Genomic DNA, 26,589 nt, shown 5'->3' with positions numbered 1-26,589 from the left:
ACCCATGAAGTATTTAAGCACCGCGATTAGTCATCACCGCAGTATGTTTTGTCTATTACTGCTAGTTTTATTGGCCGGTTTATTTACCCGCGCCAGCACCACCATAGAATCTTCGCCGGACGTAACCGTCCCCATTATTTCGGTACAAGTTTACTTGGATGGTGTATCCCCCGAAGACTCGGCACGCTTATTAGTACGGCCCATGGAAAAAGAATTGCGCAACCTCGAAGGGGTGGACGAACTTATCGCCAACGCCTACGAATCTAACGCAGTGATGATTATTCGCTTCGATGCCGAAGAAGACATAGACCTAGCCTTGGTCAATGTACGCGAAGCCATCAACAGAGCCAAGGCCGAGCTGCCCAGAGATGCCGAAGAACCGGTGGTTACTGAAATATCGGCCGATGCCTTTGCCGCCATAGTCGTTACCTTATCGGGTGACAACGTAGGCGAGCGGCAATTATTTCAGGCGGCACAAACACTGAAACGCCAATTTGAAAACCTACCCGGTGTACTCAACGCCAATATGGTAGGCCACCGCGAAGAGGTAGTAGAGGCACTTATACACCCGGCCTTATTAGAGCATTACCAAATCACTAGCAGCGACATGGCCAACGCGGTATTCAATAATAATTTACTAGTACCCGCCGGTGACATTGATAATGGCAAGGGCCGCTTTTCGATTAAAGTGCCGGGGCTGATAGAAAACTATCAGGACGTGTATCAGCTGCCTTTACAATCTACCGCCGACGGTCATGTTATTTTAGGCGACATCGCCGACATACGTCGCACCTTTAAAGACCCTAAACGTTACACCAGTGTTAATGGTAAACCCGCCATCACCATAGAAGTACAAAAACGTCAGGGGGTAGGCTCTATTGATATTTCTGAGGCTGTGCGTGCACAAGTGAACGCCACACGTAATCAATTACCGAAGAATATAGACATAGGCTATGTACTAGATCAGTCTGATTACACCAAAAAAATGGTCAGCGAAATGCAGGGCAATATACTCACTGCCATGGCGCTAGTGATGATTGTGGTGGTGGCGGCGCTAGGTGTGCGCTCGGGCATATTAGTCGGCTTTGGCATACCTTTCTCATTATTGTTTGCCATTATTATTACCTACAGCATAGGTTACAGTTTTAACTTTATGGTGATGTTTGGCATGTTGCTGGCACTGGGTATGCTGATAGACGGCGCCATAGTGATCACTGAATTTGCCGATAGAAAAATGGCCGAAGGCCTAAGCAGCCGCGATGCCTATATACACTCCGTAAAACGTATGTTTTGGCCGGTGATTGCATCTACTGCCACCACCTTAGCGGCGTTTTTACCAGTGATGTTTTGGCCCGGTGTTGCAGGCGAATTTATGCGCTACCTCCCTGTCACCGTTTTTGCGGTGCTGTTTGGCTCACTGTTTTATGCTTTATTGTTTGCCCCGGTGATAGGCGCGCATTTCGGCAAAAATAATATGAGCGCTAGCGTACGCAGCTACTTACAACATTTAGAAAGTGACCCTCCCACCACACTAGCGGGCATTACCGGTAACTATGCCCGCTTACTGGCCAGCTTTGTGCAACGCCCCATCATCGTCATTAGTGCCACGCTGGCAATCTTAGTCGCCATCTTTTTCCTCTACGGTAAATATAATGCCGGGGTAGAGTTTTTTACTGAATCGGAAACCAAGTACGGTTCGGCGACCGTACGAGCGCAAGGTAATTTATCGGCGCAGGAAATACGTGACTTGGTGCGCGAAGTCGAACAACGTATTTTAGAAGTGGACGGTGTTAACACACTCTACACCGCCAGCGGCACTGATGGTGGCGACAGCAGCAAAGCTAAAGATCAAATAGGCAGCATATGGATAGAGTTAAACGACCCCGCCATACTGACGCGCTCCACCCATCAGGTGTACGCCGACATACGCCAACACACCGCCGATATGCCTGGCATTATTGTAAATGCCAAAGGCCTTGAAGATGGGCCGCCGGTAGGCAAGCCCATACAAATTCAACTGCAGGGCTTTAACCGCGACAAGTTATTAAGCACCGCACTGTTTATACGCCAACATTTAAGCAGCATGGAAGGATTACGCGATATTACCGACACCACACCATTGCCAGGCATAGAGTGGGAGATGCAAGTCGACCGCGGCTTAGCCGCACAGTTAGGTGTCAACGTATTAGAGGTAGGCCGCGCTGTACAGCTAGTAACCAATGGCGTAAAAGTAGGTGAATACCGCCCCGATGACTCTGATGAAGAAGTAGACATACGCGTGCGCTACCCCTTCGACAGCCGCGGCATTAGCGTACTGGATCAACTGCGTATCAACACCGCCAAGGGTGTTATCCCTATCAGCGACTTTGTACAAAGAGTAGCCAAACCTAAAGTCGATACCGTTAAACGTATTAATGGCATAGAAGTGGTCACCGTTAAATCCGATATAGAGCCTGGCGTGCTAGCTGACCACAAAGTGAAAGAAATACAGCAATGGCTGGCCCAGCAAGAAATAGACCCCGAGGTTAACGTGGTCTTTCGCGGCGCTAACGAAGAGCAGGACAAATCCAAAGCCTTTTTAAGCGTAGCCTTTTCATTGGCGTTATTTTTAATGTTTATTTTACTGGTCACCCAGTTTAATAGCTTTTATCAAGCGCTATTAATTTTATCGGCCGTGGTGATGTCTACCGCCGGGGTATTACTAGGTTTGTTAATCACCCAAGCAACCTTTAGCGTGATACTCACCGGCATAGGCATAGTGGCCTTAGCGGGCATAGTGGTTAACAACAATATTATTTTAATCGACACCTATAACCACTTACGCAAAGAACAGGGCTTAAACCCAGTAGACGCAGTGATTGCCGCCGGCGCACAGCGCTTAAGGCCAGTCTTCTTAACCACCGCCACCACCATTATGGGTATGCTGCCTATAGCGCTTAACACCAGTGTAGATTTAATTTCACGCACGGTGACAACCGGTGGTGAAATTTCATCCACTTGGATACCCTTAGCCAGCGCCATTGTTTACGGTTTATTATTTTCAACCGTGTTAACGCTAGTAGTCACACCGGTAATGCTGGTATTACCCAGCCATATCAGCAAGCTATTCCAAAAAAATAAAGCAGCAGCGCCAATTAACACTTAAATTATGAGGGGATATTCAGTATGCTTAGCCCCACAACAACCGCCCTTAGCTCAGCTGGATAGAGCGGCCCCCTCCTAAGGGGCAGGTCTCAGGTTCGAATCCTGAAGGGCGGACCATCTATACAAGAAAGGCTCGCCTGAAAGGCGGGCCTTTCTTGTATAGACTGGTTAGCACTTTGGCTTTGAGTTAAAACGTTCGACCAAATGCACAGCATTAGGCTACGAGCAACGCAGTTGCGAAGCCCGAATGGGATTTTCAGATTAATCCTGCAGGGCGAGACTTTTGTGTTTATATCGATCAGTACTCAGGAGTTTATTTACAGTCTCTAGTTCATAGTCCCTAGACGATAGACGATAGAAATCTAGGAACTAAAGACTACAAACTAGCGACTTTTTTAATCTATTAAATAGCCCTGCATACGCTCCCGTATCATTTCTGTAATCGGCGTTGCTTTTCTGGCATCCAAATCAAAAAACACACTTTTCGACGTCATAGTGGCGGCAAGCTTCCCGGTTAATTTATTTTTCATCACGAAATAAACCGTGAGTGAACTATTGCCTATGGTTTTTATGCCACCACTCACGGTAAGTAAATCACCTGACTGTAACTCGCCCACATACTCTATTTCATGGCGCACATCGGCCCAACCGCGCCCCTGCCATTGCGGGTCATTTCTATCCCAGCCCACAGCCTCGGCCATCAACTGATAGCTGGCATCGTCAAACATGGCCATATAATGGCGAGTGGTAAAGTGGCCCATCATGTCACACAACCAGGGATGTACCACGCCGTTTAATAATTGATGCATAACGTTCCTTTTATCAGTCTCTAGTCTCTAGTCTCTAGTCTCTAGTCTCTAGTCTCTAGTCTCTAGTCTCTAGTCTCTAGTGAAAATCTTGCGGCATCTACTGCCACAGTCCAGCGCTTTTTGATTTTTTACTAGCGACGATCAGCTAGAGACTAGGAACTGTTAACTAGCGACTTCTTTTAAAGCATAAATTGAAAACTTAAAATAAACACCGCGCCACCTAACGGCGATTCGGCAATCTCTACTTTACCTTTGTAACTTCCCACTATATCCCTAACTACATCTAGGCCTATACCTTGGCCAGCACCGCTAACATCGGCGCGCAGGCCGCGTTTGAGTATGGCGTTGCGATTTTCTAGCGCCACACCCTTGCCGTCATCGTGCACTTCTATATAGAGATAGCGATTTTCCACATAGGATTTTAACATTACCGTACTATTACAAGCTTTATAGGCATTATCCAACACGTTACCTAACACCTCCATCAAGTCACGCTGATCACCTTTAAATACCGCATCTGAGCTAATATCGCTGCTAAATTGCACGCCCTTATCACGGTAGATTTTTTCGAAAGCGCCTTTTATTTTTTCTACGCTGGCAGCCACTTTTACCGACTCACTCAAGGTATTAGGGCTGGACACTACCGCACGCTGCAACTGATGCTTGATAATGTCATCGATACGGCTAGCCTGTTGCATTAAGGTGCTAGTGCTTTGATTATTTTTATCACCTAATTCCAGCTCAGCCTGTATCACCGCTAGCGGCGTTTTTAAACTGTGAGCCAAATCAGCCAAGGTGGCGTGGTAGCGCTCACGCTGTTTCCGCTCGGTGGTAATTAATTGATTGAGGTTTTTAGTTAAACGCCTTAGCTCTACCGGGTACTCCCCGTCTATATGAGTAGCTACGCCTTTCTCTATAAGTTTTAAACGTCGTGCTAACTCCCGTAATGGCAAGGTACCCCACAGTAGGATTAACACTAGAGCCAATACTAACAATACAGCGGTAAGCGCCAACCATCGGCCTATTTGTTTTCTAAAGTCAGCAATTTTTTTATTGGTATCTGCTCTATCTTCGAATACCGAAAAAATTATCAGCTGTGGCTCGTCGCTAACCACTTCCCACATAACCGCATGCTGATAAATATAATACTGCTCATTTTTTATAAAATGATTTTTACCCACAGCCAGCTTATTACTACCTAACAATTCAGCATTCAAGTGCAAGGAGTGGGCAGAATAAGAGGCCCAAAACATTTGGCCACTAGTATCAGTAATAAACCCATATAAGCCCGACTCATGCTTATTAAAGCGTGGGTCATGTAAGCTTTCGGGTATGCTAATACTGTCATTATCAACCTGCGCTACCGATAGTAATACGTGGTTTTCTAGCACTAAGCTTTTTTTAATCGAATCCTCAATATTATGGGTAAAAACCTCTACCGTCATATAGGCGATAAAGCTAAAGAAAAAAGTTAGCAATAATACGCTGGCAAAAATTAAGCGGCCAAATAATGAATTAGGCATGTTCATCGGTCTCTTGCAAGGTGAAGCGATAGCCCTGGCCACGCACAGTCACTATAGGCTTTAAGCTATTATCGGGATCTATCTTTTTGCGCAGCCTACCTATAAACACTTCAATAACATTACTATCTCTATCGAAATCTTGATCGTATAAATGCTCAGTAAGCTCTGTTTTCGAAACTATATTGCCCGCTTTTAACGCCAGATACTCCAAGGTATTGTATTCATAACTGGTTAGCGTCATGAGTTGCTGGTTGAGGCTAGCGGTTTTGGCAGTAGTGTCTATGTGCAAAGGGCCAAAGTTTAACACGGCCTTGGCTCTACCCATGCTACGTCGTAACAGCGCATTAACCCGGGCATTAACCTCTTCAAAATGAAAGGGTTTGACCACATAGTCATCGGCGCCTGCCTCTAGGCCTTCAACCTTATCCTGCCAATCACTGCGGGCAGTCAGAATTAAAATAGGGTAGCTGCATTCACGCTGGCGCAATTGCCGTATCACATCTAGGCCGGATACCTGTGGCAGGCCCAAATCAATAATCGCCAGGTCGTAGGGGTTTTCTAAACCCAGATGTAGGCCGTCCTTGCCATTATCAGCACTATCTACCGCATAACCCGCACGCCCCAGCGACTCTAACAACGCCGTGCGTAAGTGGGCCTCATCCTCTATCACCAATAAACGCATCTAAGCTGCCTCTTCATTATTACCATCGAACCTTTATATCACCTAAACATTGTAAAAGAGTAGGCAAAAAAAAACGACGAGTGATGCCTCACTCGTCGTTTTTTCTGCTGAAGGGTTTAAACCTTAGCGACAAACCTGCTTGGCAGTTTTGATTTGCTTTTTGCTGCAATCATCTTTTAAGCCTTTACCTACACACCAGGTCTTACGCTTATCCCAGGCTGAGATATCTTTAGTCTCGCCATTAGAGCAGCTCACTTCATAGTGTGAGTATATTTGGTCACCTTCAACGACGATATCTTCGTTATATTTGATGCTCACAGGGCGAGCAGCAAAAGCCTGTGTGGCGGTTATGGCAACAGCAGCTGTGAGTACTAAGGTTCTTAATTTCATAGTCTTGCTCTCTTCAATAATGTCTTTATTAAAAATAAACTGGGATTCTTTAAGCTTGTACAGATTATGCGCTATCGAAACTTAACCTAAGCTGAACAATAGTGGGAATATTCGCTCTTTCACAAAAAGCCGATCAAAAAACAGCCAACCCTCAGTTACACAAACACTTACAGGCTAAAACCTTTCACTTTGGCACTATCACCGCACTATGACACGCACTATGATTGAGATCATAATAATCAGCGTGTTATCCGCTCTATACCCCGTAAGGGTGCCACTAATTACCCGCCAGCCTAACTTGCTTAAGCGGTGAATAACAGTCAATAATGCTATCCATGCCAAGACACCAAGGATTGTAATGCCCCAACCTTTCTTACGCTGCCGCTTACGCATGCTGGGCATGGTTACCTGCTTAATTATTCTGGGCTGTGCCAGCGCCCCGCCTATGGATAAGGCACTTAACCTCACCAGAAACGGCCAGTTTGTAGAAGCTGAGCAGGCACTACATAGCGCTATCAATGAGCAAGGTAAAAACCGTTTATTGTCCCGCCTAGAGCTGGGCACCATTAATCATTTAAAAGGCGATTATCAACACAGCAATCGCTATTTTGACGAAGCTGAGCAATTAATCGACAACAACTACACCATCAGCCTTAGCAACGAAATGGCCAAACTACTCACAGGCCCCAGCTTAAGCCCCTACCAAAGCCAACAGTTTGAAAATACCTTTGTGCATTACTACAAAGTACTGAATTACCTAAAGCTGGCGCAACGCAGCGATCATATTGATAACGACAACTTAGACGCCGCACTGGTAGAAATACGCAAACTCAACCATCGCCTAGAGCAACAGCGTTTCGAAACTGGTGGTTATAAAGCTCGACCACAAGGCGGCAACTCACGTGAAAACACTGCCGCACAACTGTTAGATATTTTTAAACAAGCCTTGGGTGAACCTGCCCATAGCGAACAATTACGCTACCGCGACGATGCCTACGGCCACTACATAGCCGGTGTTTTATTTGAATTAGCCGGCGACACCGACAATGCCCGCATTTCCTATCAGCGCGCGGCCCAAAGCTACCAAAACGGTTTTGCTGCGCAATATAAGCTGGGGGATAAACCCGCCCAGCAGGCTTGGTACGATGTTGCCAGAATTATGAAGTTGGACAACGATAGTGACTGGCAATACATCGCCGAAAAACATTTAAGTAGCCAACAACGTCAACAATTACTCAAGGTTGATAAACACAGCAGCGACCTAATTGTGATTCAACACAGCGGCACCATGCCTCGTAGGGAAGAGCTCAACCTGCGCCTTACCTTGGATACTTACTCCCGCTCACTGGTGCTATGGCCCATACTCACCGGTAACCAGCAACAACAACGGGCACAACTGGCTTGGTTCTTAATGCTGTACTCCGACACCGGCCTAATCGATATTCTACAAAATTATGCGGTAGGCGATGTAGGTACCGTAGTGCAAGGGGTGATCAGTAAACGCATACCTATAGGCATGCTGTGGCGCAATGTAGAAAAGCTCAATCTGGTTAAAGCCTTGGAGTTTGGCGCCCGTGTCGCCGTGCCCTATTACCCACCGATCAAAAACACCATTGCCCATAGCGAGCTTTACATCGATGGCCTAGCCACCGAGCGGTTGCTCACTGCTGAGTCCATTATGCGCATAGCGCTGCAAGAACAAATTCGTCGCTCCAACACCGAGATCCAATTAGCCCTTACCCGCGAATTAACCAAGGCCATAGCCGCGCAGCGTACAGCTGATGAATCGGGCGCACCGGCACTGGGCGGTATCTTGAAGCTGGTCAACCTGCTCACCGCCTCGGCCGACACCCGCAATTGGCTAACCTTGCCCAATAGCATACTGCTAAGCCGCCTCAGCCTAGCGCCGGGGCAGCATGACATAGAGCTAAAAACCACTCTCAGCAATGGCTTTGTGCTCAGCCAGAAGCAGTCATTGAATGTCGTTGCTGGCCGCCCTACACTATGGCATACACACAGTTATCAACCGGTGGGCATAGCCAACAAAGCCTTATAAAAACTCAGTTATAACACTCGTATAATAAAGGAACACTATAATGACTACGTCAACAACTCTGCTGCCTCGCCTAGGCTTACTGGCGCTATTATTAGCAGGCATAAGCGCCTGCAGCACCGTGTCAGTATCGCGGGTAGATAGCAGCGAGGAAATCGCCCTCACTGACAAATGGAACGATAAAGATTCTCAGCTCACCGCCGAAGCCATGATAGAAGACATGCTCACCTTCCCTTGGATAGCCGAGTATCAACGTAAAAATAATCGCCGCCCCACCGTGATTATCCAGCGGGTGCGCAATAAATCCCACGAGCATATCGCCACCGATACCTTTACCAATGATCTAAAACGCAGCCTGTTACGCAGCGGCAGAGTCGACTTTGTTGCCGACAGTGAACTGCGTAAAGACATACGCGCCGAGCGCGCCGACCAAGAGCTAAACGCCCGCGCCGACACCCAAGCACAAATGGGTGAAGAAACCGGTGCCGACTACGCCCTTTCTGGCACTATTAACTCTACCCTAGATGAGTTGGACGGCAAGCGCGTTACCGCCTATCAAATTGATTTACGCCTTATTGATATGAGCACTAACCGCGAAGCATGGAACGGCCAGAAGAAAATCAAAAAACTACAGGAGCGCTCAAAGTTTGGCTTCTAAAACAAGCGCCAGCCGCTACCTGCTAAGCAGCTGCCTAGTCGTGGCAGCCTTAGCGGGCTGTAAATCCGTCAGCTCGCAACTGCAGCCTAGCGATGAGCAACAACAAGCCGAAGCTGAGTTACATAGCCAAGCCGACGATGCCTTTGCCGAGCTAGAGGGCAAACCTCGCCCGGCGGCTACTGATACGATCAAGGCCACGACCACAGCTAAGCCTGCGCAACTGTACCAACAAGACAATACGCCAGCGGTAAAAACCCATCAACGGCAACCGGACTGGGTCATGACCCCGCCCAATAACCCTGAGTACGTCTTTGGCGTAGGCGCTGCGGGGATTAATTCCACCGCTGCCACCGCCAGCCAAATTGCCGACGAGCAGGCCAAGGTCAACCTAGCGGCCAAGCTGCGAGTTTCCGTGAGTGCGGTAAACAATGCGCAGGAAGAGTTACAACAAGGGGTGGTTAGCCAGTCCTTTAGCAGCGAAGTGCGCAACACCGTAGTGCAAACCAGCTATAGCGGGCTCAACATTATCGAGCGCTATATCGATAAGGACAATGCCAGCGTCTATGCACTGGCAGCCTTACATAAGCAAAGCGCGTTGGCCAACCTACAGCAGCAAATCGCACAGCTAGACCAACAGATACTCAGCGCCAGCCTAGCCAGTAGCGAGGGCAGCACCTTAGCTAAATTGCGCACCGCCCTGCCCAGCCTGAAACTGCTGGCCCAGCGCCAGCAATTAAATCAACAGGCGCTAGACATCTCTAACGGCCAGCAAAGCTTCCCAGTAAGCCCAGCGCTAATCGATTTTGAAAAAAACATTTACGCACTACTGGATACATTACGCTTTCGCATGGTCGAAAACGGCGATACGATTTTACGCGACAACCTCATCAAAACCTTAACCGACCAAGGCATGCGGGTGAGCCAACAAGGCAGTGCCGACATAGTGTTGAGCTATACGGTGAGCTGGCGCCACATCAACCGCGATAAGCAGCACTATCAACTGGCCAATGCCACCGTTAGCCTGCAGGACGAACAAGGCAAAACCTTATCGACCTTTATCGCCAAGGCCAAAGGCATCTCCAGCGATGCAGGCTTAGCCAAAGACAAAGCCCTAGAGAAACTAGCCCAACAATTGGGTAGCTCGCTGGGAGCCAATATCGTTAAGGCCATAGATTAATACGGGTGGCAGCTATTACTAGTTTTAGCAGCTAACCCTAATCGTTAGCCTCAGCCACTAACGCAAACACTATCAACAATAGGATTTCATGTGAGCACAACTACCCACAACTACGATTACGATTTATTTGTTATAGGCGCAGGTTCCGGCGGCGTTAGAGCCGGGCGCATGGCCGCAGGTTACGGCGCCAAAGTGGCGGTCGCCGAAGACCGTTACATGGGCGGCACCTGCGTTAACGTAGGCTGTGTGCCGAAAAAACTCTACGTCTACGCCTCACAATTTAGCCACGCCTTTGAAGATGCGCGCGGTTTTGGTTGGGACGCCAGCCTCCCCAACTTTAATTGGGCCACCTTGCGCGATAACAAAAAAACCGAAATCAGCCGCTTAAACGGCATCTACGATGGCATGCTAGATAATGCTGGCGTTACCGTATTGAATGGCCGCGCCCGTTTTGTGGATGCTCACACCGTAGAGGTCAACGGCCAACAACACAGCGCCCAGCGCATTGTTATCGCCACTGGCGGCTGGCCTTTTGTGCCCGACATTCCCGGCCGCGAACTCGCGGTTAGTTCCAATGAAATCTTTGACTTAGCGCATTTCCCCAAGCGCGTTATCGTGGTGGGCGGTGGCTATATCGCGGTAGAGTTCGCCTGTATTTTTAATGGCTTGGGTGCAGACACTATCCAGCTGTATCGCGGCCCGTTATTTTTGCGCGGTTTTGATGAAGACGTGCGCCAGTTTGCCGCCGAAGAAATTGCCAAGTCCGGCGTCAAACTACAGTTCAACAACAATATTAGCGCGATAGAAAAACAAGCCGACGGTTCACTACTGGCACAACTAGAAGACGGCAGCAGCCTAGCCTGTGATGCTATTTTATACGCCACCGGCCGCAAACCGCACTTACAAGACTTAGGCTTAGAGCATGTCGATATTGCGCTAACCGATAGCGGCACTATTAAAGTGAATGAGCAATTTCAAACCAGCACCGATCACATCTATGCCTTAGGCGATGTCACCGGCGGTATGGAGCTCACACCTGTAGCTTTAGCCGAAGGCATGGCGCTAGCCAAAACCCTATACAACAACGAGCCTAGCTCGGTGGATTACGACAATATTGCCACCGCGGTATTTTGCCAACCCACCATAGGCACTTGTGGTTTATCGGAGCAAAAAGCAAAAGAAAAATACGGCGAAATTACTGTTTACGAATCTAACTTTCGCGCCATGAAGCACACCCTGGGCGGTCGCCAAGAGCGCACCTATATGAAGCTCATCGTCGATAAAGCTAGCGACAAAGTAGTAGGCGTACATATGGTGGGCGATGAAGCCGGTGAAATTATTCAGGGCATAGCCATAGCGATGAAAGCCGGTGCCACCAAGGCCCAGTTTGATAGCACTATAGGCATACACCCCACTGCTGCGGAAGAGTTTGTGACTATGCGTAGCCCTCGCGCTTAAATATATAACTGGCCGTGCTAATACAGGAGCAAGGCAACTACTAGCAAGACACGCCGTGAATAAATCCCTGCACCCAAAGCACTCGCTACGCTCATGGGGCAGGCTCTACCCAGAGCACTCACGGGGCAGAGTCTAGGACAGTCGCTGGCATCCATGCCAGCGACTGTCCTGAATAAAGATACCCCGAATCTTAAACAACCCACTTCGACAATAAACCGAAAAACCTCTTTAGCACCCAGCACTCAATGCTAAGAAATGAGTTGGGTACGGAGTTGTATGGCCGTCGCCAGCAGGGATGCTGGCGCCGAGCCTACAGGGATGTATTCACGGCGTGTCGTACAACTCCGTACCCAGCTCAGTTCGCCCCGCAATAGGCAAAATAACGGTAACCCTTTTAAAAACAAAAGTATTAAACAGCCATAGGATAAACCCAGCCTTGTACTATACTCTCTCTCATGAAAACCCTAAACGAGATAGACTTTGATAGCCTGCTACAAGGCATCGATAACGGCGGCAGCCCACTAGTGTTTTGCCGCAGCTGTCACGCGCCCATTACCAGCCAACACGAGCAAGCTGTTATTGGTAATAACAGCCATCACCGTTTTACCAACCCTGTCGGTATCACCTACCATTTACGCTGTTTTACCAATGCCCACGGTTGCAGCATTCGCGGCCGCTACACAGAGGAACATAGTTGGTTTGCTGGCTACCAATGGCAGCTAGCTCTGTGTAGTGAGTGCGGTGAGCACCTAGGTTGGTATTACCAATACTGCCGCAGCAGCCACAGCCAGCGCTTCTTTTTTGGCTTGATAGCCGACCGCTTAATGGATCAAATGAGCTAAGTTTTCGTGCTACACTGCGCACCTTATTAGTAATAACCACTTTCAATCCTCCCAACGAACTTACACACTATCCCTATGACTGGTAGCGATTTCATTGCCCCCCCTTGCACCGAAGACATCCAAATACTATGGCAGGATGAAACCTGCTTACTGGTCAACAAACCCGCAGGTTTATTATCCGTACCGGGTCGCCACCCAGCCAACCAAGACTGCTTGATTAGCCGCCTGCAACAGCAATATCCTAGCGCTAAAATCGTGCACCGTTTAGATATGGATACCTCGGGAATTATGGTGGTGGCGCTAAACGCCGATAGCCACAGGCAGCTAAGCCTACAGTTTGAAAAACGAAAAACAGAGAAAAGCTATATCGCGGTAGTATTCGGGATGGTTGCGCAAGATAAGGGCAGCATAGAGCTACCCTTAATGACTGACTGGCCCAATAGGCCGCTACAAAAAGTAGATCATCAACAGGGCAAAGCCGCACTCACCCACTACCAAGTATTGAATAGAAACCCCGAGCAAAATAGCAGTCGGCTATTACTCACCCCCATCACCGGCCGCTCCCATCAACTGCGTATACACTTAGCCGAAATAGGTCATCCTATTCTAGGCTGTGATTTTTATGCCCATGAGCAAGCTAGAGCCATGTCACCACGGCTATTACTGCACGCCGAAACGCTGCACTTCCACCACCCGCTTACGGGCGAGCTAATTCAGGGCCATAGCCCCTGCCCTTTTTAAAAGATTTATAATTCAAATCGCATTTATAAATACGAGCACCAATCACTCCAACTACCGGCATAGAGTTTGGCATCTTCCCGTCCGGCTTCCGCCAACGATAATAAATTAACGCAGGCGGTAACTCCTGAACCGCAATACACCATTAGCTCTTTGCTCGATAACAACTGCTGCCAACGCGGCTGCACTTGCTCGTTAACAAAACAACCCTGCTCATCAGTCACCGATTGCCAGGGGAAATTAACTGCACCCTCTATGTGGCCAGCAACAGGATCTATAGGCTCTTCCAAACCTTGGTATCTAGCCGCTTCGCGGGAATCAATTAACACCGTGTCGGCAGCACGGTTTAGCACCTGTTCACGGCTCACCACCCACTCGGGTTTAGGGCTGGCCATAAAATCTCCCTGAGTACTGATTGGCAGCATATTATCGCAGGGCAAACCCGCCTGCTGCCAAGCGCTATAGCCACCCTCTAACACTTTCACCTGCTCGTGGCCCAAATACCGCAGCAACCACCACGGCCTGGCAGCAAAGGCCATGCGCTGATCATCGTAGATCACCACTAACTGATTATTGTTAAGCCCCAGCTGCTGTAAACGATGCTGCAGCTGTTGCGTATCCGGCAAAGGATGGCGGCCACCGTGTGCAGCCTTGGTGCCCGATAAATCCTCATCCAAGTGCAAATAATGCGCGCCCGCTATATGGGACTGTTGATAGCTATTGCGGCCAGCTTCAACGTCAATCAAGGAAAAGCGGCAATCTATAATCACCCGCTGTTCGCCGGGCAATGCGGCTAACGCTGTGGGGCTAATCAAATACTTTGTCATGCTAATACCCTCTACTATTATATTAATTACAGGCTCACAGCGCGTTTTTAACAACCCATGCCTATGCTCATTATCCTTAGCCACAATGGTGTCATCGGGCCCAGCAATCGGCAAGCGTTCATCGCTGGGTGGCAGCGGCTATTAATCACCCTGCTTTTAGATTGCCGAGATTCGGCGTATATAGTAAGGTCTGCGTTATTAACCAAACCAAGGATCAAGTCATGCGCTATTTACTCGCTATACTTCTACCTCCGGTAGCCGTCTTTCTTTGTGGTAAACCCATGGTGGGCATTTTAAACATCATACTCACCCTCTGTTTTTGGATACCTGGCGTAGTGCATGCGCTATTTGTGGTGCACAACCACCTCAACAATAAACAAACCCAAAAAATTGTTGATGCCATTAACAACAAAGGTTAATTCCATGCTGCTGCGCCTATTATTTATCAGTTTTTTGTTTACCCTCACCGCCTGCGAAAGCACCTACTTTAATGCTATGGAAGAGCTGGGCGTGCACAAGCGCGATATCTTGGTAGACCGCATAGAAGACGCACAAGATGCGCAGCAAGAGGGGCAAGAGCAGTTCAAAACCGCCCTAGAGCAATTTAAAGCAGTGGTGAATTTTGATGGCGGCGAGCTAGAGGAAATGTACAACCGCCTCAACAGCGCCTATGAAGACAGCGCCGATGCCGCCGATAATATTAGCAAACGCATAGAAAAAGTAGACTCGGTAGCCAATGCCCTGTTTGATGAGTGGCAGGATGAGCTGGAGCAATATACCAATAGCAACCTTAGGCGCAGCAGCGCTGCACAGCTTAAAGCAACCCAGCAGCGTTATAGCCGCCTGCTAAAAGCCATGCGCAAAGCAGAAAGCGCCATCACACCGGTGCTCAATACCCTGCGCGATAACAGCCTCTACCTAAAACATAACCTCAATGCCCGCGCCATTAGCTCACTCAAGGGCGAACTGAGTTCGGTTAACCGTGATGTTAGCGCGCTAATCAATACCATGGAAAAAGCCATACAAGAGTCCAACAAGTTTATTAAAGAACTCAAAGCTGGCAGTTAAGCGCTATGCTAGACTGCCGTTATTACTTACAACGACTTCTCACCTTATTTGCCTACTAAGCTAGCGCCTTAACCACCCAAAACTAAGGGGCTAGCTTAAGCTGCTGTGCTAATAGCGGCTTATCACTACTCGATGTATTCATATGACTAACGCTATTCCATCCAAAGGGCTCGCCAGCTCCATAGGCGCCTCGCTGTTATTTGCGTTAATGCCGCTATATTTACAGTGGCTGCCTTCCAGTTCCGGCTATGTCGCTGCCGGCCAGCGTATTATTTGGACCTGTCTGTTTATTAGCTGCGTGCTGTTATTTAATAAGCAGTTACTCAACAGCCTTAAACCCTTAACCATTCTAAGCAATTGGCCGGGGCTAATCTGCGGCTCACTCTTAGTAGGCATGCAATGGTTTATTTTTTCATGGGCACCACTCAATAATGAAACCTTGGGTGTATCCTTAGGCTATTTTTTATTGCCACTCACTTTGGTGTTGGTGGGGCGTGTGCTCTATGGCGAAAGGCTAAACCTTGCGCAAAGTTTGGCCACGGTATTTGCCAGCCTAGCGATAGCCTACAACCTTTGGTATACCGGCAGTTTTTCTTGGGTGGCGTTAGTCATTGCCTTGGGTTATCCGCTGTATTTTATTTTACGCCGCAAGCAATCGCTGCCGGTAATGAGTGCTTTTTTTATCGAAAACCTATTGCTGCTACCCATAGCTTGGTGGGCCAGCCAATACTATGGTCAGGTGGCCCACCCCTTTGCTTATAGCTGGCAAGAGCTGGCTGTATTTTTAGGGCTGGGGATTTTAGGCTCGTTGGGTATGTTGTGCATGCTATATGCTAGCCGCCTGCTACCCGTAGCGCTGTTTGGCCTACTGGGTTATTTAGAGCCGCCGCTGATTATGCTGGTAGGTATAGGCTTTTTAAACGAGAGCATACATCCCGGCGAATACCTCACTTATATACTCATACTGCTGGCGCTAATCACACTCAGCCTTAGCGGCGTTAAACATCTAGTGCGTGAACGCCGTCGCTACAAGCAGTATAAATAAAGCATCTATAAACACTGCCAATCTACAATTCAGAAACCGCTAAATACTTATCGATCTGGGTAGTCGAATTGACGCCGGGGGTTAACACATTCGCCACCCCTAGTGCTAATAACAACTGACTAAAGGATTGCTGATCTCTTTGCGGTAGTGCTGCGGCGACTTCATCCATGTGGCTTTGCAACTGCTCTACCACTTGCGGAATGTCTATGTTGCGGCTGTTGGCGGTGGGTAAATTAAAATTGTCTAACACACTTTGTGCTTGTCGCAGGGTGTCAATAATGCCGTGTTCCGGGTCCAGCTGTTCGACACTGGCTACATAGCTATCGATAAAGCTTGAAAGCTCTGCCACCGCGGAATTATTTTCCCCACTATCGGTTGCCAGCCCCGTCCCTAGCTTGTTAGCCTCTTGCTGCGTAATCAAGCCATACTCGGCAAGGCGGTCGATTAATGCTGGGGTTATTTTGATCGCACGGGGGCCGTCAGAAAAAAACTCTTCATTCAGTTTTTGTATCTTCTGCGCTCGGCTAGAGATTTGCACCGTTTCGGCATTACCCTCGCCCTCTGCAGCTACATCGGTAAGCACTGCACTAGCGGCTTTGGCTGCACTATCAACGGCCGTACTTAAGGCGGTTTGCGAGTTACTGTTGGTAGCGCTGGTATTGCTGCTGATCGCGGCGATGTTAAGCAAATCTATACTGCTCATGATTGACCCTATGCCATTATTTTGTCTATAAGCGATATACAGCAATTATCATGCCTGTGTATTGAATACAGTAGGGCCGCTTAACCTATTAGTACCAATAATCCAGCCTCAATCAACGGCTGGCATTAGCATTGCCAGCGTTAAACAGCAGTGTTTATTGTAGCTGCAGGCAATCCCAGCTAAGCTTGTTCTTATAATTAATAAACTTGCAGCTGCTATATCAATAATCAGCCTCGCGAACAACGCCGTTAAGGCAGTGCCAAAAAGCACTAAACACCATAATATTTGAGAGCTGGTTGTGACTAACTCGATTAAGCCCCACCCAGAAACGAAACCGAAAAACAGCGTGAGCACCTCACTCAGCAGTAAAGTGGTCTCACTACTGCTAATACTTTTTTGTACATTCGCCAGTGTTAATTACATTAGCCAGCGCTATGTGGTGTACCCCAGTTTCGAAGAATTAGAGCAAGAGGTTGCCCAAAAAAATGTTGAGCGCGCCATACTCGCCATACGACGTGAGCTAGACGCCTTACGGCCGCAAGCAGCTGACTGGGCCAATTGGGATAATAGCTATCAATTTATGGCTGACCATAACCAGGCCTATATAGACGCCAATTTATATGCCAGTGCGGTATTGTCTATCGGTGTAAACCTAGAAGCGTTTTACAGCCTCGATGGCGATCTGGTGTGGGGGATGGGGCTGAATCTAAGCAACAAAGAGGTATTGGACTACACGTTGTTTTTACCTAAAAAACTCAGCACCAACCACCCGCTGTTAAGCCCTGCCTCTGCTACCGCCCCCATACAAGGGATTATTAACACCCCCAGCGGCGCTATGCTCTTTGTCTCCCATCCTATATTGACGGATAACGGCGAGGGCCCCGCTAGAGGCAATGTAATTTTTGGACGACTATTAAACAGCAAAACCATAGCCCGCATTGCCAACCAATCACGTATCACCCTCTATGCCGAACCCGCCGATAACAGCGAGCCACTAACGGCGGCAAATTCCTCTAACAATGAGCTGTCGCATAGCGCTATACAGTTGCAAGGGGGCGATACACTGCTAATCGGCTCAACCACGCTATTGGATATACAAGGCCAGCCCGCACTCAAGCTTATGGTCTCTACCCCACGCACCATTACTGCCCGCGGCCATAAGGCCATGATGATAGCCAATATCTCTATGGCCGTGGCCGCCTTAAGTATTTTGTTTTTTATTTTGGTGCTGCTGCGCATCACTGTATTTACCCCCGTTACCCGGCTCACTAACCACGCCATAAACATGGGGCGCAACAATACGCTCAACCTATCCCTCAATATGAACCGCAGTGATGAGATTGGGTTATTGGCCGATGAGTTAGACCTAATGGTTAAACGGCTTAATGACGCTCAGCAGCGAGTGGCAGACTTATCCTTCCAAGCCGGCATTGCTGAAATGGCCAGTGGCGTATTACATAATATAGGCAACGCTGTCACCCCTCTAGGGATTAAGCTAACCATGCTCAAGCAAAGCGTGCAGGATGCACCACTGGCCGAAATGGATATAGCCGCCAGTGAACTCGCCGACTCGACAACGCCTGAGGCCAGACGCGCAGACCTGCTAGCCTTTAAAGAGCTAGCCAGCCTAGAGTTAATAGCATTGATTAGACGTATCGGCGGAGAGCTGGATAGTATGCGCACCCAAGTTGATCACGTGCAATCCGTGCTGGCCGACCAACAACGCTTTAGCCGAGCCGAGCGCCTGCTGGAACCACTGGCCATAGACCAACTATTGCGCGACAGCGTGCAGCTTATGCCCGACAATTTGCTACGCTACACACAAATAGCATTAGACCCAGCCCTAGCACAACAAGAGCCGGTGTTTGCCGGCCGTATCGCACTGCAACAAGTGGTCAATAACCTACTCATTAATGCTGCAGAGTCCATTAAAGCCAGCGGCAAAACCGCAGATAACGGCCTGATACGTATAATGGCGGACGAGCAGGAAAGCAGCGACAGTGAGTTTCTACACCTCTGCTTTATAGACAATGGCCTAGGTATTGCCCCAGAACACATTAAACAGCTGTTTGATAATAGCTTTTCAACTAAACTGAGAGGCTCAGGTGTAGGGCTACACTGGTGCGCCAATACGATTTTGGGCATGGGCGGGCGCATCTACGCCACCAGCGATGGCCTGGGGCTAGGCGCCTGTATGCACCTGCTGCTGCCGCTAGCAACACACAATAATTAGAGAACACTACATGAGTAACAAGGCCGACAGCGAAACCAACATACGGATTTTAATCGCCGACGATGAAGCCAGCATCCGTGAAAGCTATAAAAACATTCTACAGCCCGATGATCCTGAGCCCAGTAACGACCTACAAGAAATGCGTGCACGGTTGTTCAATAACAACAAGGCCGCCAAAACAAAATCCCGCTTTGATTTGACGCTATGCAGTGGCGCTGAAGAAGCGGTGCAAGCCGTACGCACATCCATACAAACTGGCCAGCCCTTTTCGTTGGTGTTTCTTGATATGCGTATGCCTCCGGGCCCCGACGGTGCTTGGGCCGCCACCCGTATACGCGAGCTGGACCCCAGTTTAGACATAGTCATAGTCACCGCCTATTCCGATATAGACCCTGAAGAAACCTCTGCGCAAGTGCCGCCAGCCGACAGCCTGTTCTATGTACAAAAGCCCTTTCATGTACATGAAATACGCCAGCTCGCCAACGCCCTAAGCCGTCGCCGCCAAGCCGAAGATCGCATGCGGCAACTGGCCTACTTCGATGACATTACCGGCCTGCACAATCGCATCTCATTCAAAAACCGGCTAGAAATCGCCCTTAAAAATGCTGAGCGCAATCAACGCTGCCTAGCCATTTTATATTTAGACTTAGACAATTTTAAACGTGTTAACGACACCCTAGGCCATGCCGTGGGTGACATTATGTTGAATGAAGTCTCCAAGCGCTTATTACTGGCGATACGCGATACCGATGCCATCACTTCAGGCCATGTCCACGAAACCATAGCCGAAAACATAAACAAGCCCACAACCAGTAAGCACAGCAACAGCCTAGACAATAAACATTTAGCCCGTATGGGCGGCGATGAGTTTTCCCTATTACTCAGCGAAATCGCCGATGGCACCCATGCCGCCATCGTTGCTAAACGCGTACTGGAAGCACTAGAACAACCCATCAGCCTCGATGGCCATGAGCTTATCGTCACCTCCAGCATAGGTATTGCGGTTTACCCTACTGATGGCAAGGATGCCGACAGCTTACTCAAGTGTGCCGACTTGGCCATGTACGCCTCTAAGCAAGAAAGCCGCAATACTTTTAACTTTTACACGGCCAGCATGAAATCCACTGCCTTACGGCATATGGCATTAGAAGAAGGCCTGCGCAGCGCCATAGAGCGCAACGAACTCTCTATACACTATCAACCGCAGTTAGATGTTAGCAGCGCCAAAGTGTCAGGCGCCGAAGCGCTATTGCGCTGGCATAGCAGCGAACTAGGCGAAGTGTCACCCGTAGAATTTATTAGCGTCGCCGAAGATACCGGCCTGATCTACAGCATAGGGGAATGGGTATTGCGCAACGCCTGCACGCAAGTAAAAAGCTGGCGCGATGCCGGTATGCGCTTGCCGCAAGTGGCGGTGAATGTGTCGGTTAAGCAATTTTCTCACGCGGGCTTTGTGGTACTGGTACAACAAGTCTTACAAGAAACTGGGCTGGAGCCTGCAGCACTGGAGTTAGAAATTACCGAAAGTGTATTAATGAAAGACGGCGACCAAGCCTTCACCACCTTAAACGCCTTGAAGGCTTTAGGGGTTAAGCTGGCCATAGATGACTTTGGCACCGGCTACTCCAACTTGGCCTATCTCAAACGTTTCCCTATAGACAAGCTAAAAATCGACCGCGCCTTTATTTCTGCAGCGCATGTAGACACAGAAGACCAAGCTATAGTCACCGCTATTATCGCCATGGCGGAAAGCCTAAACATGTCCGTCACCGCCGAAGGGGTAGAAACCGAAGGCCAGCTGAATATGCTTAAAACACAGCGTTGTGATGATGTGCAGGGTTTTTTATTAAGCCGGCCACTGCCCGCACAATGCGTTAGTGATTTTCTGCTGCTCAATAGCTCGGCGGCTAATGATAGCAACGACCAGCCCTAATAACATTATTGACAAACAGCACTGTGAGTTATGAGCCGCTATAAGCTAGCACTCGCAGTGCCTATACCCCACAAGCTTAACTAATACGTTTAAAAAAATATTCCGGTTTTTTATCTCCGGCTTTAAAAATATTCAACTAAACCCTGCCTTCCCCGCGCGGCAAGGAAAACGTTAACTGCACAAATACCTGTCCAGAACTTTTGTTAGCGATCTACACAAGTTTGAAAACAAAGCTTATTAACGCACTGGGCTTACTGTTAAAATAAAACCATGACTAAATCACCCATTAATACAGAAAATATTTCTGACGTAGAGCTGCGACAAATCACCGTTTTTAAAACCGTGGTTGAATGTGGTGGTATTACTGCAGCAGAATTAAGGCTAAACAAAGGCAAGTCCGCTATAAGCATGGACTTATCGTCCTTAGAGCAACGGCTAGGTATGACCTTATGCCACCGCGGGCCTAGTGGTTTTTCACTGACCGAGCAGGGTAAGTCTATCTATGCGGCAGCCAAGCAGCTGATCGCTAATATAGAGCTGTTTCGACAGCAGACCCACGAGGCGCAATCACAACTCACCGGTAAGCTTAATCTTCACCTTGCCGATAATGCGGTATGGGATCACCAATTAGATATCTCTGAAGTGATTGCCAACTTTCACCAAGCTGAACCCAATATTTATATTAATATAGTCGGCAGCGGCCCGAATGAAGTTGCCCAAGCGGTGCTGAGCGGCCAAGCAGACCTAGGCATTGATGTGTTACCGCGCCAGTCCGCAGCGTTGAACTGCCTGCCACTTTATAAAGAAGATTTATTTTTATATTGCGGGGATAAACATCCGTTATTTTCTGCCGATTGCGAAGAGTTATCGCTAGCAACATTAAAGCATTACGAATTTATTCGTATAGTGACCTTACGTGATGCAACGCTAGAAGCGCTATTAGACGATTGCCGCATGACCGCCTCAGCCAGTAACCTCGATATGCGAGCCGCCATGATTCTTAGTGGCCAATACCTAGGATTTTTACCCAGCCATATGGCCAAGCATTGGACGCAAACGCAAAAAATGCGCGCGCTAATGCCAGAGACTATGAGCACCTGCAACGACGTCTATATCATCACTAATAAAAGCCAAACCTGTAACCCTGCACGGGATAGGTTTATTACAGCGGTCAATAAAGTGCTTAATAAACATTCTTAACCAGAAAAAAGTTTGCCAGTACGCAGTAAGCGTCATCTTCACTCACTCTGTTAATAAAGATGACAACTTGTAACCAAGTTTATTACGCAGCGCCAAGCTGGCTCAAACAGCTATCCAAGGCCTGTATAAAAATATCCACCTGCGGTTTGCTAAACACCAAAGACGGCCGCAACTTTAAGCTATTACGCAAAGGTCCAGAGCTGCCAATCAACACACCCTGCTCTCGCATCAACTCTAGTAGCGCAAAGGTTTGCTCACGGGCTGGCGCCTTAGTCACACGATCAGTCACAAACTCCACCGATGCCAGCATGCCCTGGCCACGCACATCGCCTATCAACGGTTGGCTGGTGGCCAACTGCCGCAATTGCTCCCGCAAATAGTCACCGGTTTGATTGGCGTTATTAATAAGATCTTCATCTTCAATAACATCCAACACCGCCATGCCCGCCGCACAAGACACGGGGTTACCACCAAAGGTACTAAACATCGCAGTTGCTTCAATAAAACGATTTAAAATCGCCTTGCTGGTTACCAACACGCCTAAGGGATGGCCATTGCCAACCGGCTTGCCCATGGTCACGATATCCGCTTTTAAGCCGCGCGCCTCGTGCCCCCACATTTGCCCTAAACGGCCGAAGCCTGCCTGCACCTCATCGGCGACTATCAAACCGCCTGCGGCGCGTACCTTTTGTTCTACCAGTGCCAAGTAACCTTCAGGAACATCTATCACCCCGCTAGAGCAATACGCAGTATCCACCATAAAGCAGGCGGGCTTGATGCCTTTACTCTGCAATTGAGCGATGGCAGCATCGGCATCTTGTGCATACAACTCGGCGCTATTTTCTTTACCAGCATGGGGGCCACGATAACTGCATGGCACACCTAAAGTGGCGATATGGTTTGCGGTTTGCGGTCGGCTTTTAGGCGATAAATCTCTAATGGTTTCGCTAATACCGTGATAGGCATCTTCAACCACAATCGCGCCATCATTGCCGCTAATCAAACGTGACATTTGCAAGGCTATGTCATTGGCTTCGCTGCCAGAGTTAAAAAAGATACAGGCATTCAAGTGATCAGGCATTAAGCTGGTTAAGCGTTCGGCATAATCCAGCACACTGCGATACAAATAACGGGTATTAGTATTAAGCACTTTTGCCTGCCGACTAATCGCCCTAACCACATGCGGGTGGCAATGGCCCACCTGTGGCACGTTATTATATAAATCTAAATAGGCTTTACCGTCTACGCCATATAGCCATGGCCCCAGCGCCCGCTCAACGTGTAAAGGCCGCTGGTAAAAATGCCAGGTTTGTTCACCTAGTAACCGATGACGCTGCTGCAACAACTCCTGCTCAGCGCTTTCATTGACGCTCTCTTGTTCACCTATAGCAGGGCTGTAGGCTGGAAATCGACAGGCCGTTCTGAAACGTGAGCTAACCGTATGCCGCCCTTGGTTTAATAATTTATCTAATAGAGCCCAGTATAATTCTATATTTTTAACATAGGGCTCTTGCTCAGGATGCTCCGCAGAGCGCCAGGCACACAGAGTAATATAAATACACACGCGCACTAAAATAAGATCGTAAAGTAAGTCTATTTCTTCTTCTTCTAACGCCAGCTCTCTATCGTAGCCCACTACAATGTCACACATATTGCTAACGGGGTCTTCGACCTGCTCCATCATCATGCTGCAAGCTACAACCAATTCCATGATTAATGGCGAATACAACATATCGCCAAAATCAATTAATCCTGCGACGCAATTAGGGTTTTCAGGATTTAACAACACATTGCCACCATGGGCATCTTGGTGCACAACTTGGTGGCGCAATTGTGTTAATTTTGGCGTCACCGTTTTATTAACATAATCAAATACAGTTTCGACTTTTGCTCTAATATCGGCGTTGCTAATACTATCGGTATGCGGACGATGAACCATAAAGTTCATCACATCCCAGGGGTGAACGTTTTTAGCATGGGGATGAAAAAAACCACGCAAGGCCTTATCAAGTTTGGCTACAGTAGCACCCACATCACGCCGCAGCGCCTTGCTATTAAGCTCAGGGCGGTCTCTTACCATGACTCCCGGTAAAAAAGTTAGCAAGCGCACCACGTGTTTTTCGCCATTCTTACCTTTTATTATTTCTTCGCAAGCTCCGCTCTGGCTAAGTATGACACGAGGAATGGGTAAGTTAGGGGCCTGCTGCTCTACATGCCTTAACACTTGCGTTTGAAAGTCTATAACACCAAAGTCATCCTGTGAATTTGAAATCTTTAATATGAATTTTTCATCACTTTCTGTGGCGACTATAAAACCTTGATCGCGCTCGCTGGCAACTTCTTTAAAAACGCCACTCAGTGCAAAATGTTTTTGGGCGATAGCAAGCACTTCATCCATAGAAAAGCTTGGCGTACTACGCTTTAAGATACGGTTATCGCTATTTAATTCATTCATTACTGTTACCTCTATTTACAACAAGACCAATTGTTGGGCAGTAGTATTGGATCATTTATTGAAAGTAATATTTATTTTAACAAGCATTTATAGGCTTAACGACACGGGTTTCGGCGCTACGTATAACAATTTCGCCTATGATAAGCACCGCAATAGCGCCAATAAATACCGCCCACTGCATGCCCTCGTTGGGGGTATAAATAAACAACACTATGGATAGGCACAACACGAAGATACAAGAACAGGCGCAAAGGCCGGCTATTGCCATGCCGCCTGCAACTTTAAACGGCCTAGGGCGGTCACCGTCACTCACCCGCATTTTTATAAAAGCGAGCATCATGCCTATATAAGGTAATAGCGCGATTACGGCACTAAAAGAAAACAGCGACCAGAATAAATCTTCACTGCTACCCGCCATCAAGCCGTAAAGCACTAGCACGCAGGTACTGACACAACCCATGGTAATAGCCGCACCTACTGGCGTGCCCAATACCTTATGCTCATAACCCAAGAAAGCCGGAAACTCACCTTCATTAGCCGCCTCCGCTATTGCACGATTGCAACCCAGCGACCAAGTCACGCCGTTAGAAAAGAAGGTAAATAGCGCAGCAACACCCAAGCACAAAGCGAAAGCATCGCCCCAGACAGAGCCACCAAAAAATAAATACAGGGTATTCATCAAACCTTCAACAAGGTTGATTTCCTGCGCTGGTATAGCCACCAAAATGGCAGCCGTGCCCAAGGTGTAGAGGCTGATAATAATTAAGCCTGAAAATAAAACCGCCTTTGGCACATTTTTGGCAGGCTCGTGTATCTCGTCACTGCCAGCACACATCAACTCAAAACCTAACATGCCATATATAATCACGGGGATATATTGCATACCCTCTCCCCAGTTAGGCTTTAGGGTTTCAAACGTTATTTGATTAGCCATGCCGTGATCTTGGCTATAGGCAAGCCCACCCACTATCACCGCAATAAAAATAACCACTTTTAAAATGGCACCTATATTAGGAATCCACTTACCCACTTCTAGGGTAATAATATTAATGGCTACCGCAATCCAAGACAGGGCTATGCCCAGGACAATTTGCCATTTAAGTGCTAGGTCGGGGATAAATAATTGACTAAACACCGCCGCAAACAAAATAAAAATGGCGGGATTCCATAATGCCGTATTCACCCAATAGCCCCAGGTTGCCCTAGAGGCCCAGCGGCCACCAAAGCTATCACGCACCCAGGCGTAAATGCCGCCCTGCTCGGGATAGGTGGTCCCCATCTCGGCACTGATCAAACCAAAGGGTATAAAAAAAATAATCCCTAGAAATAGCCACCAAAAAATACTGGACGCGCCCACCGCGGCAGCAGCGGCTAGAGTATCTAGCAGTAAAATCGCGGAGACGGTGAAAAGGGTAAGGTCTCTCAACCTCAATGATTTTATATGGTGAATAACACTGTCCATTTATTAGCCCTATAGCTAGCTGGCGAAGATACGGCTAAAGCTAGCAATATCGAAGGCGGCCATTATAGGGCGCGGGGGAAATATCTAGGTTTCGGTGTATAGAACCTAGGTTCAGCTAGGGGCAAGGCTTATTGAGCTAGCGTGTATAGCCTTAGCACCCGTATGTCCCTAGCCCCGGTAGGCATAACT

At 48.2% G+C, this 26,589-nt stretch carries 21 protein-coding genes and 1 tRNA gene; 14 read left to right on the top strand and 8 right to left on the bottom strand.

Going from position 1 to position 26,589, the window contains the following annotated elements:
* Positions 1-4 precede the first annotated feature (4 nt).
* Together B067_RS0119110 and B067_RS0119105 are read left to right on the top strand one after the other, a co-directional pair.
* On the top strand, positions 5-3,145 hold the full coding sequence (locus B067_RS0119110) for an efflux RND transporter permease subunit (RefSeq protein ID WP_019531709.1): 3,141 nt from the start codon (positions 5-7) through the stop codon (positions 3,143-3,145).
* 39 nt (positions 3,146-3,184) lie between these two features.
* Positions 3,185-3,261, top strand: a tRNA-Arg gene (locus B067_RS0119105).
* Positions 3,262-3,539: 278 nt separating this feature from the next.
* Here B067_RS0119105 and B067_RS0119100 read toward each other — a convergent pair.
* From B067_RS0119100 to B067_RS0119085, 4 genes are all read right to left on the bottom strand, one after another.
* Complete coding sequence (locus B067_RS0119100) at positions 3,540-3,953, bottom strand: acyl-CoA thioesterase (RefSeq protein ID WP_019531708.1); 414 nt, start codon at positions 3,951-3,953, stop codon at positions 3,540-3,542.
* A 179-nt stretch (positions 3,954-4,132) separates the two neighbouring features.
* Positions 4,133-5,476, bottom strand: coding sequence for an ATP-binding protein (locus tag B067_RS0119095; protein WP_169335600.1), 1,344 nt, complete (start codon positions 5,474-5,476; stop codon positions 4,133-4,135).
* Positions 5,469-6,158, bottom strand: coding sequence for a response regulator transcription factor (locus tag B067_RS0119090; protein ID WP_019531706.1), 690 nt, complete (start codon positions 6,156-6,158; stop codon positions 5,469-5,471). The genes B067_RS0119095 and B067_RS0119090 overlap by 8 nt, the downstream gene beginning before the upstream one ends.
* A 123-nt stretch (positions 6,159-6,281) precedes the next feature.
* Entirely contained in the window at positions 6,282-6,548 is a 267-nt protein-coding gene (locus tag B067_RS0119085) for a hypothetical protein (protein ID WP_019531705.1), read from the bottom strand.
* 358 nt (positions 6,549-6,906) lie between these two features.
* Between B067_RS0119085 and B067_RS0119075 the strand changes: the two genes are divergently transcribed.
* The 6 genes from B067_RS0119075 (at position 6,907) to B067_RS0119050 (ending at position 13,477) form a co-directional block, all read left to right on the top strand.
* Positions 6,907-8,604: a COG3014 family protein gene (locus B067_RS0119075; protein ID WP_156820913.1), complete on the top strand. Its 1,698-nt coding sequence runs from the start codon at positions 6,907-6,909 to the stop codon at positions 8,602-8,604.
* Between the two features lie 40 nt (positions 8,605-8,644).
* Complete coding sequence (locus B067_RS0119070) at positions 8,645-9,259, top strand: penicillin-binding protein activator LpoB (RefSeq protein ID WP_019531702.1); 615 nt, start codon at positions 8,645-8,647, stop codon at positions 9,257-9,259.
* Complete coding sequence (locus B067_RS0119065) at positions 9,249-10,436, top strand: LPP20 family lipoprotein (protein WP_019531701.1); 1,188 nt, start codon at positions 9,249-9,251, stop codon at positions 10,434-10,436. Before B067_RS0119070 ends, B067_RS0119065 begins: the two co-directional genes overlap by 11 nt.
* Before the next feature lie 90 nt (positions 10,437-10,526).
* Complete coding sequence (gene gorA, locus B067_RS0119060) at positions 10,527-11,894, top strand: glutathione-disulfide reductase (protein WP_019531700.1); 1,368 nt, start codon at positions 10,527-10,529, stop codon at positions 11,892-11,894.
* 455 nt (positions 11,895-12,349) lie between these two features.
* Complete coding sequence (locus B067_RS21545) at positions 12,350-12,736, top strand: cereblon family protein (RefSeq protein ID WP_019531699.1); 387 nt, start codon at positions 12,350-12,352, stop codon at positions 12,734-12,736.
* A gap of 75 nt (positions 12,737-12,811) precedes the next feature.
* Complete coding sequence (locus tag B067_RS0119050) at positions 12,812-13,477, top strand: pseudouridine synthase (RefSeq protein WP_019531698.1); 666 nt, start codon at positions 12,812-12,814, stop codon at positions 13,475-13,477.
* Between the two features lie 23 nt (positions 13,478-13,500).
* On the opposite strand, the gene B067_RS0119045 is transcribed toward B067_RS0119050, so the two are convergent.
* Positions 13,501-14,301, bottom strand: a complete 801-nt coding sequence (locus tag B067_RS0119045) for a sulfurtransferase (RefSeq protein WP_035802801.1) — start codon at positions 14,299-14,301, stop codon at positions 13,501-13,503.
* A gap of 221 nt (positions 14,302-14,522) precedes the next feature.
* Here B067_RS0119045 and B067_RS0119040 point away from each other — a divergent pair, with 221 nt between their 5' ends.
* The 3 genes from B067_RS0119040 to rarD all read left to right on the top strand — a co-directional run bounded on the left by B067_RS0119040 (position 14,523) and on the right by rarD (position 16,414).
* Positions 14,523-14,720 (top strand): YqaE/Pmp3 family membrane protein, encoded by a 198-nt coding sequence (locus B067_RS0119040; protein WP_026244793.1) that lies wholly within the window; start codon positions 14,523-14,525, stop codon positions 14,718-14,720.
* A 4-nt stretch (positions 14,721-14,724) separates the two neighbouring features.
* On the top strand, positions 14,725-15,369 hold the full coding sequence (locus B067_RS0119035) for a DUF2959 domain-containing protein (protein ID WP_019531695.1): 645 nt from the start codon (positions 14,725-14,727) through the stop codon (positions 15,367-15,369).
* A gap of 142 nt (positions 15,370-15,511) precedes the next feature.
* The gene (gene rarD / locus B067_RS0119030; protein ID WP_019531694.1) at positions 15,512-16,414 is read left to right on the top strand and encodes an EamA family transporter RarD; all 903 of its coding nucleotides are present in this window, start codon (positions 15,512-15,514) and stop codon (positions 16,412-16,414) included.
* Positions 16,415-16,436: 22 nt separating this feature from the next.
* Here the strand turns inward: rarD and B067_RS0119025 are convergent, their stop codons facing one another.
* Positions 16,437-17,117, bottom strand: coding sequence for a hypothetical protein (locus tag B067_RS0119025; RefSeq protein WP_019531693.1), 681 nt, complete (start codon positions 17,115-17,117; stop codon positions 16,437-16,439).
* 298 nt (positions 17,118-17,415) lie between these two features.
* Here B067_RS0119025 and B067_RS0119015 point away from each other — a divergent pair, with 298 nt between their 5' ends.
* The 3 genes from B067_RS0119015 to B067_RS0119005 all read left to right on the top strand — a co-directional run bounded on the left by B067_RS0119015 (position 17,416) and on the right by B067_RS0119005 (position 22,483).
* Positions 17,416-19,350: a CHASE4 domain-containing protein gene (locus B067_RS0119015; protein ID WP_083921473.1), complete on the top strand. Its 1,935-nt coding sequence runs from the start codon at positions 17,416-17,418 to the stop codon at positions 19,348-19,350.
* A gap of 10 nt (positions 19,351-19,360) precedes the next feature.
* Positions 19,361-21,283: a putative bifunctional diguanylate cyclase/phosphodiesterase gene (locus B067_RS0119010; protein ID WP_019531690.1), complete on the top strand. Its 1,923-nt coding sequence runs from the start codon at positions 19,361-19,363 to the stop codon at positions 21,281-21,283.
* Between the two features lie 270 nt (positions 21,284-21,553).
* Positions 21,554-22,483: a LysR family transcriptional regulator gene (locus tag B067_RS0119005; protein WP_019531689.1), complete on the top strand. Its 930-nt coding sequence runs from the start codon at positions 21,554-21,556 to the stop codon at positions 22,481-22,483.
* An 82-nt stretch (positions 22,484-22,565) separates the two neighbouring features.
* Here B067_RS0119005 and B067_RS21540 read toward each other — a convergent pair whose 3' ends face one another.
* Both B067_RS21540 and B067_RS0118995 read right to left on the bottom strand, forming a co-directional pair.
* Entirely contained in the window at positions 22,566-24,938 is a 2,373-nt protein-coding gene (locus B067_RS21540; protein ID WP_019531688.1) for an aminotransferase class III-fold pyridoxal phosphate-dependent enzyme, read from the bottom strand.
* Between the two features lie 76 nt (positions 24,939-25,014).
* A complete protein-coding gene (locus B067_RS0118995; protein ID WP_019531687.1) occupies positions 25,015-26,400 on the bottom strand; it encodes an APC family permease in 1,386 nt (461 codons plus the stop codon).
* Between the last annotated feature and the right edge of the window lie 189 nt (positions 26,401-26,589).

Source organism: Dasania marina DSM 21967, assembly GCF_000373485.1.
Classification (GTDB): Bacteria; Pseudomonadota; Gammaproteobacteria; order Pseudomonadales; family Dasaniaceae; genus Dasania; species Dasania marina.
This window is presented reverse-complemented; position numbering and strand designations above follow the sequence as displayed.